Here is a 6,730-nt window from a genome sequence, read left to right on the forward strand (position 1 = left end):
CCATTGCCTGAATGTGCCCCCATGTCTTCCGCTTTCGGCGCCGAAACGGTGCTTGAGGTCCGCCACTGGACCGATGCCTACTTCAGTTTCACCCTCACCCGCGACAGCGGCTTCCGTTTCGAGAACGGCCAGTTCGTGATGATCGGCCTGGAGACCGAGGCGCGGCCGCTGCTGCGCGCGTACTCCATCGCCAGCGCCAACTGGGAAGAACACCTGGAGTTCTTCAGCATCAAGGTGCAGGACGGCCCGCTGACCTCGCGCCTGCAGCACATCAAACCGGGCGACAAGGTGCTGGTCGGCAAGAAGCCCACCGGCACCCTGCTGATCAGCGACCTGCACCCGGGCAAGAACCTGTACCTGCTGGGTACCGGCACCGGCATGGCGCCGTGGCTGTCGGTCATCAAGGACCCGGAAACCTACGAGCGCTTCGAGAAGGTGATCCTCTGCCACGGCGTGCGCTACGAGAAAGACCTGGCCTACCGCGATTACTTCGAGAAGGAACTGCGTGAGCACGAGTTCCTCGGCGAGATGATCGGCGACAAGCTGCTGTACTACCCGGCCGTCACCCGCGAGCCGTTCGCCAACCAGGGCCGCCTGACCCAGCTGATGGAAAGCGGCGAGATGCAGCGCACCCTGGGCCTGCCGGAACTGAGCCCGGAGAACGACCGCGCGATGATCTGCGGCAGCCCGCAGATGCTGGCCGACCTGCGCACCGTGCTCGACGCGCGTGGCTTCCAGGTATCGCCGCGTATCGGCCAGCCCGGCCACTACGTGTTCGAACGCGCCTTCGTCGAAAAATAATCTGCAACGGTAGCGCCGGCCGCTGGCCGGCGGATGAGTCGGTAGAGCCGAGCCTACGCTCGGCTTGCGCGCGCAGCACGCCTGCATCGTTCGCCAAATAGCAGCCGAGCGTGGGCTCGGCTCTACGGGAATGCCGGCCAGCGGCCGGCACTACCCTCATTCAGAGCAGCGCTTCGATCGCGCTGCGCAGCTGTTCCGGCTTGGTGGTCGGCGCATAGCGCGCCACCACCCTGCCCCGGCCATCGACCAGGAACTTGCTGAAGTTCCATTTGATGCGGGCGATGCCCAGCAGGCCGCGCTTCTCGTGCGACAGCCAGTGCCACAGCGGATCGGCGCCCTCGCCATTGACCTCGATCTTCTGCGAGAGCGGGAAGCTGACCGGGTAATCGAGCGAACAGAACTGGCGGATCTGCGCCGCGTCGCCAGGCTCCTGCGCACCGAACTGGTTGCAGGGGAAGCCGACCACCACCAGGCCACGGTCGCGGTAGTCCTGCCACAGCTGTTCCAGGCCGGTGTACTGCGGGGTGAAGCCACAGCGGCTGGCGACGTTGACCAGCAGCAGCGGCCGGCCCTGGTACTGCGCCAATGCCTGCGGCTGGCCATCCAGGTCCACGAAACCGAAGTCGAAGGCGTTGGGCATGGCGTACCGTCCGGAGGGGGAGCCCCATGGTAATCGCAGGCCGCGCCGGTTTGCGCCGCCGGGCATGCCTTTTGACACAAGTGGCGCGCGGGCCGGGCGGGTTAACCTCGGGCACTTGTCTGTCTTACCGGAGTACCGCCTTGACCACCCGCCTTGCCCTTGCCGTGGCCATGACCCTCGGCCTTGCCCTGCCCGCCTATTCGGCCAGCGCCGCCGCCCCGGCCGCTGCCGCCAACGCCCAGCAGGCCAACCCGTTCTTCGCCGACAGCCCGCTGCCGCTGCACTTCCCGCAGTTCGACAAGATCAAGGACAGCGACTTCGCCCCGGCCTTCGACGCCGGCATGGCGCAGCAGCTGAAGGAAGTGGAGGCGATCGCCAACACCAAGGCCAAGCCGACCTTCGACAACACCATCATCGCCCTGGAAAAGAGCGGTGACGTGCTGGACCGTGCGACCACCGTGTTCTTCAGTCTGGTCGGCGCCGACACCAACGATGCACGCAAGAAGCTGCAGGCCGACTACTCGGCGAAGTTCGCCGCGCACAGCGATGCGATCGCGCTGAACGGCAAGCTGTTCGCCCGCATCCAGGCGCTGTATGACACCCGCAGCCAGCTGGGCCTGGACGCCGAAGGCGTGCGCCTGGTCGAGAAGTACTACGACAACTACGTGCGCTCCGGCGCCAAGCTGTCCGAGGCCGACAAGGCCACGCTGAAGACCATGAACGCCGAGCTGGCCAACCTGGGCACCAAGTTCAGCCAGAACGTGCAGTCGGAAGTGAACGCCTCGGCGATCACCGTCGACGACGTCAAGCAGCTCGACGGCCTGTCCCAGGAACAGATCGCCGCTGCCGCCGAAGCCGCCAAGGCCCGCGGCCTGGACGGCAAGTACGTGATCACCCTGCTCAACACCACCGGCCAGCCGCCGCTGACCAACCTGGCCAACCGCGCGCTGCGCCAGAAAATCTACGAAGCCTCGATCACCCGTGGCAGCCGCGGTGGTGAGTTCGACAACACCGCCCTGGTCTCGCGCATCATGCAGCTGCGCGCCGACAAGGCGAAGCTGATGGGCTTCCCGAACTTCGCCGCCTACAACCTGACCAACCAGACCGCGAAGAACCCCGAAGCCGTCAACGCGATGCTGGGCAAGCTGGCCCCGGCCGCCGTCGCCAACGCCAAGCGCGAAGCCGCCGACCTGCAGGCGATGATCGACAAGGAACAGAAGGCCGCCGGCAAGAAGGCCTTCGCCCTGGAGCCGTGGGACTGGGCGTTCTACAGCGAGAAGGTGCGCCAGGCCAAGTACAACTTCGACGAATCCCAGCTCAAGCCGTACTTCGAAATGAAGAACGTGCTGGAGAACGGCGTGTTCTTCGCCGCCAACCAGGAATTCGGCCTGACCTTCAAGCAGCGCACCGACCTGCCGGTGTACCACGACGACGTCACCGTCTATGACGTGTTCGATGCCGACGGCAGCCAGCTGGCGATCTTCATCTTCGACCCGTACGCGCGTGCGTCCAAGCGCGGTGGCGCCTGGATGAACTCCTACGTCTCGCAGTCCAAGCTGACCGGCTTCAAGCCGGTGGTCGCCAACCACCTCAACATCCCCAAGCCGCCGGCCGGCCAGCCGACCCTGCTGACCTGGGATGATGTGAGCACGACCTTCCACGAATTCGGCCATGCCCTGCACGGCATGTTCTCCAACGTGAAGTATCCGTACTTCTCGGGCACCGCCGTGCCGCGCGACTTCGTCGAGTTCCCCTCGCAGGTCAACGAAATGTGGGCCGACAACCCGGCCATCCTGAAGAACTACGCCAAGCACTACCAGAACGGTTCGGCGATGCCGCAGGCGCTGCTGGACAAGGTGCTGGCCGCGGCCAAGTTCAACCAGGGCTTCGCCACCACCGAGTACCTGGGTGCCGCGATGCTGGACCAGAACTGGCACCAGCTGGCCGCCGACAAGGTGCCGGAGGCCAAGGACGTGATGGCCTTCGAGCGCGCCGCGCTGGAGAAGGACGGCATCTACTACGCGCCGGTGCCGCCGCGCTACAAGACCCCGTACTTCAGCCACATCATGGGCGGCTACTCGGCCGGTTACTACGCCTACATCTGGTCGGAAGTGCTGGACGCCAACACCCAGAAGTGGTTCAAGGACAACGGTGGCCTGAGCCGCAAGAACGGCGACCACTTCCGCGCCACCCTGCTGTCCAAGGGCGGCAGCGTGGATGCCATGCAGCTGTTCCGCGATTTCGCCGGCCACGAGCCGCAGATCGAACCGCTGCTGGAAAAGCGTGGCCTGACCGGCGCCGGCAACTGATCGCCCGCGCGATAGCGTGAAATGAAAACCGCCCGGGAAACCGGGCGGTTTTTTGTTGGGATGGGGTCAGAGCCCGGGGTCGGATCCCTTTCCAACGGAAAGGGCTCTGACCCCAGCCACACCCTCACCGCGGTGCCACGTACCCGCCGCGCACGCCTTCCGGCGACAGCACCAGCTGCCACAGCTGCGCATGCCGGCAGCGGAACGTGGCCATCGACCCGGCCAGGTAGAACCGCCACATGCGGCGGAAATGCTCGTCGTAGCGCGCGTCCAGCTGCGGCCACGCCGCCTCCACGTTGCGCCGCCACGCCTGCAGGGTCAGGTCGTAGTCGGTGCCGAAGTTGTGCCAGTCCTCCAGCACGAAGCGCCCCTCGAAAGCGCGGGTGATCTGCGCGGCCGAGGGCAGCATCGAATTGGGGAAGATGTAGCGCGCGATCCATGGATCGGTGCGGTGGCGGGACACGTTGCTGCCGATGCTGTGCAACAACAGCAGCCCGCGCGGTGACAGGCAGCGCCGCGCCACCTCGAAGAAGCGGTCGTAGTTCTTGTCGCCCACGTGCTCGAACATGCCGATGGAAAACACCGCGTCGAACGGCTCGTCCAGTTCGCGGTAATCCTGCAGGCGGATCTCGATGGGCAGGCCGGCGCACAGCTCGCGCGCGTAGGCCGCCTGCTCCTGCGAGATGGTCACGCCAACGCCGCTGACGCCATGACGCTCGGCGGCATACTTCAGTGCCTCGCCCCAGCCACAGCCGATGTCCAGCACGCGCTGGCCCGGGCGCAGGCCAAGCTTGCGGCAGACCAGGTCGAGCTTGGCCTCCTGCGCGGCGTCCAGATCGACGGCGTTGCGCCAGTAGCCGCAGCTGTAGACCAGACGCTGGCCGAGCATGGCCTGGTACAGGTCGTTGCCGAGGTCGTAATGGCGGCGGCCGACTTCATAGCTGCCCTGCCCGGCCTGCAGGTTGAACAGCCGCGCCTTCAGCGCATCGGCCAGCTCGCGCCAGCCATGCACGCGTTCGTCCAGGTGCGCCATCATCAGGTGGACCAGGAATTCATCCAGGACGTTGGCATCCCACCAGCCGTCCATGTAGCTCTCGCCCAGGCCGAGCGAGCCGTGGGCGATGACCCGCGCGAAGAAACGCGGGTCATGCACCTGGATGTCCTGCGGCTGGGTGCCGCCGATGCGGACCCCGGCTTCCTGGAGCAGGCCGGCAACCCGCTCCTGCAACCCTGTGTCCACGCGTCCTCCGTCTGCGGTTACCCGCGTGCGAACAGCGCCACGTAATCCTTGGCCACGTGCGGCAGCAGCACCGCGGCCGGCACATCGGCCGTCTGCGTGCCGTCCGAATACGGGCCCACCTGGTAGGGCGGGAACACGAAACGCAGCGCCGTGATCTGGCCCTTGTCGTCGGTCAGCGGCTGGAACTGGCTGAAGTTCTCGGCCTGCGGACCGGTGCCCTCGGCGATCATCCGCGAGGCATTGCGCAGCGATTCCTGCAGGTCGGCTGGCTGCATGTCCTCACTGCTGAGGCGGGTGGCCACGCGCTCGCGCAACTGGTCGGCGACGAAATCACTGATCGCCTTCCAGCCCTTGTCATCGGCCACCAGCGTGCCGGCGCTGAGCATCTGCTGCTGTTGTGGCAGCCACACGAAACGCGCCACCAGCGGCTCGCCATGGGCGCCACCGGTGTAACGGCTGCCATCGGCACTGACCACCACCAGCTGCGGGGTCTCCAGCACCTTCTCGAAGCTCAGCGACAGCTCGTACGGCATGGTCGGCTTGTCGTTGCCCAGCCCGTCCAGCGCCTGCTGCAGGTCGCCGCGGGCGGTGGTCGCGTAGTCCTGCAGGGCGCGCGCCAGGCCCGGGTAGCGGTCGATGCCAGCCGGGTAGCTGATGCCGACCACTTCGCGCTCGTTGTTCTCCACCACGTCGCGCAGGTCCAGCGGCGCTTCGGTGGCAGGCGTCGGCCCGGTCGCGGCAGCTTCTGCCGCCGGTGCCGCGTCGGGGGCCGGAGCCGCCTCTTCACCACGCTGACAGCCGGCCAGCAGCAGCACGCCCATTGCGCCGGCCAGCGCGCTCACGCGCAGCAGCCGGTTGTTTCCAGTCTTCATCGGGATCCCCTGTTCATGTTCGTACATCATCGCCTGCGATGGCTGAAGCGTGGCCCGCTGCATTCAGCCTACCAGCAGGTCGTGAAACTCCTCGTGGCGCTGCAGGAACGCCTCGGCATAGGCGCAGGCCGGCACCACCTTGTACTTGTGCTCGCGGGCGAAGCGCAGCGCGACCCGGGTCAGCTCACCGGCGATGCCGCGGCCGGCGATCGGCTCGGGCACCTCGGTATGGGTGATGACCATGCGCCGCCGCTTGATCTGGTAGTCCAGCAGCGCCCGCTGTCCACGCACATGGGCGATGAAACGGTGGTTGGCCTGGTCGTGCTCGACCTCATAGGCCAGACCGGGGGGCGTGACCGAAGCCATGGGACTGTCTCCTGCGACGACTGCGCGCATGGTGCGCAGCCGGGCGCCATGACCGTGTGAAGCCTGAACAGGGGCAGGTCTGGACGGTCTGCGTCAGATCCGGACCCTCAAGCTGCAGCGATGGCGGCCGCTACCCCCTCTGGAGGGATACGGCCCGATTGGCACGCCCCTTGCGATTGTTGCCCCTGTGTCATGCCTTTGGAGGCCCGCCATGCACCCCAGCGATTCCCACACCGATACGGACCACGCCCTGCTGGAGGGCCTGCTGCAGCTGGCAGTGGAAGGTCAGACCGACGACCAGGACTTCCAGCGGATCGGCGAGGAGGTGTACTCGCGCCTGCTCGACACCTACGGCCAGACCATCCGGGCGGCCTGAGCCGCCAGGCGGGGGGGGGGCCCGGGGGGGCGCCCCCCCCCCCCCACCCCCCGCCCCCCCCCCCCCCCCCCCCCCCCCCCCACTACCCCGCCATGACGCGGGCAATCACAGCCAGTCGGTGATGCC

7 protein-coding genes are annotated in these 6,730 nt (G+C 66.9%); 3 read left to right on the forward strand and 4 right to left on the reverse strand.

Annotated features, from left to right (window positions below; all coding sequences use genetic code 11):
* Nucleotides 1-21 precede the first annotated feature (21 nt).
* Nucleotides 22-801 carry a ferredoxin--NADP reductase gene (locus IAE56_RS07295; protein ID WP_049434844.1) on the forward strand — a complete coding sequence of 260 codons (780 nt, stop codon included), beginning with the start codon at nt 22-24 and terminating at the stop codon, nt 799-801.
* A gap of 160 nt (nt 802-961) precedes the next feature.
* Here the strand turns inward: IAE56_RS07295 and IAE56_RS07300 are convergent, their stop codons facing one another.
* A complete protein-coding gene (locus IAE56_RS07300) occupies nt 962-1,441 on the reverse strand; it encodes a glutathione peroxidase (RefSeq protein ID WP_200752045.1) in 480 nt (159 codons plus the stop codon).
* Nucleotides 1,442-1,581: 140 nt separating this feature from the next.
* Here IAE56_RS07300 and IAE56_RS07305 point away from each other — a divergent pair, with 140 nt between their 5' ends.
* Nucleotides 1,582-3,750: a M3 family metallopeptidase gene (locus IAE56_RS07305; protein ID WP_200752046.1), complete on the forward strand. Its 2,169-nt coding sequence runs from the start codon at nt 1,582-1,584 to the stop codon at nt 3,748-3,750.
* 124 nt (nt 3,751-3,874) lie between these two features.
* Here IAE56_RS07305 and cfa read toward each other — a convergent pair whose 3' ends face one another.
* From cfa to IAE56_RS07320, 3 genes are read right to left on the reverse strand one after another with little or no spacing between them, the layout of a single operon-like run.
* Complete coding sequence (gene cfa / locus IAE56_RS07310) at nt 3,875-4,990, reverse strand: cyclopropane fatty acyl phospholipid synthase (protein WP_200752047.1); 1,116 nt, start codon at nt 4,988-4,990, stop codon at nt 3,875-3,877.
* 17 nt (nt 4,991-5,007) lie between these two features.
* The gene (locus IAE56_RS07315; protein ID WP_200752048.1) at nt 5,008-5,889 is read right to left on the reverse strand and encodes a DUF3298 and DUF4163 domain-containing protein; all 882 of its coding nucleotides are present in this window, start codon (nt 5,887-5,889) and stop codon (nt 5,008-5,010) included.
* A gap of 36 nt (nt 5,890-5,925) precedes the next feature.
* The gene (locus tag IAE56_RS07320; protein WP_079222461.1) at nt 5,926-6,228 is read right to left on the reverse strand and encodes a GNAT family N-acetyltransferase; all 303 of its coding nucleotides are present in this window, start codon (nt 6,226-6,228) and stop codon (nt 5,926-5,928) included.
* A gap of 211 nt (nt 6,229-6,439) precedes the next feature.
* Here IAE56_RS07320 and IAE56_RS07325 point away from each other — a divergent pair, with 211 nt between their 5' ends.
* A complete protein-coding gene (locus IAE56_RS07325) occupies nt 6,440-6,604 on the forward strand; it encodes a hypothetical protein (protein WP_200752049.1) in 165 nt (54 codons plus the stop codon).
* The last annotated feature ends 126 nt before the right edge of the window (nt 6,605-6,730 follow it).

Origin of the sequence: Stenotrophomonas sp. S41, assembly GCF_016624625.1 — a bacterium.
Taxonomy (GTDB): Bacteria; Pseudomonadota; Gammaproteobacteria; order Xanthomonadales; family Xanthomonadaceae; genus Stenotrophomonas.

Excerpts from the sequence above, each read along its gene's own strand:
- IAE56_RS07295 (WP_049434844.1), top strand. The coding sequence starts at position 22 with ATGTCTTCCGCTTTCGGCGCCGAAACGGTGCTTGAGGTCCGCCACTGG.
- IAE56_RS07300 (WP_200752045.1), bottom strand. The coding sequence starts at position 1,441 with ATGCCCAACGCCTTCGACTTCGGTTTCGTGGACCTGGATGGCCAGCCG.
- IAE56_RS07315 (WP_200752048.1), bottom strand. The coding sequence starts at position 5,889 with ATGTACGAACATGAACAGGGGATCCCGATGAAGACTGGAAACAACCGG.
- IAE56_RS07320 (WP_079222461.1), bottom strand. The coding sequence starts at position 6,228 with ATGGCTTCGGTCACGCCCCCCGGTCTGGCCTATGAGGTCGAGCACGAC.
- IAE56_RS07325 (WP_200752049.1), top strand. The coding sequence starts at position 6,440 with ATGCACCCCAGCGATTCCCACACCGATACGGACCACGCCCTGCTGGAG.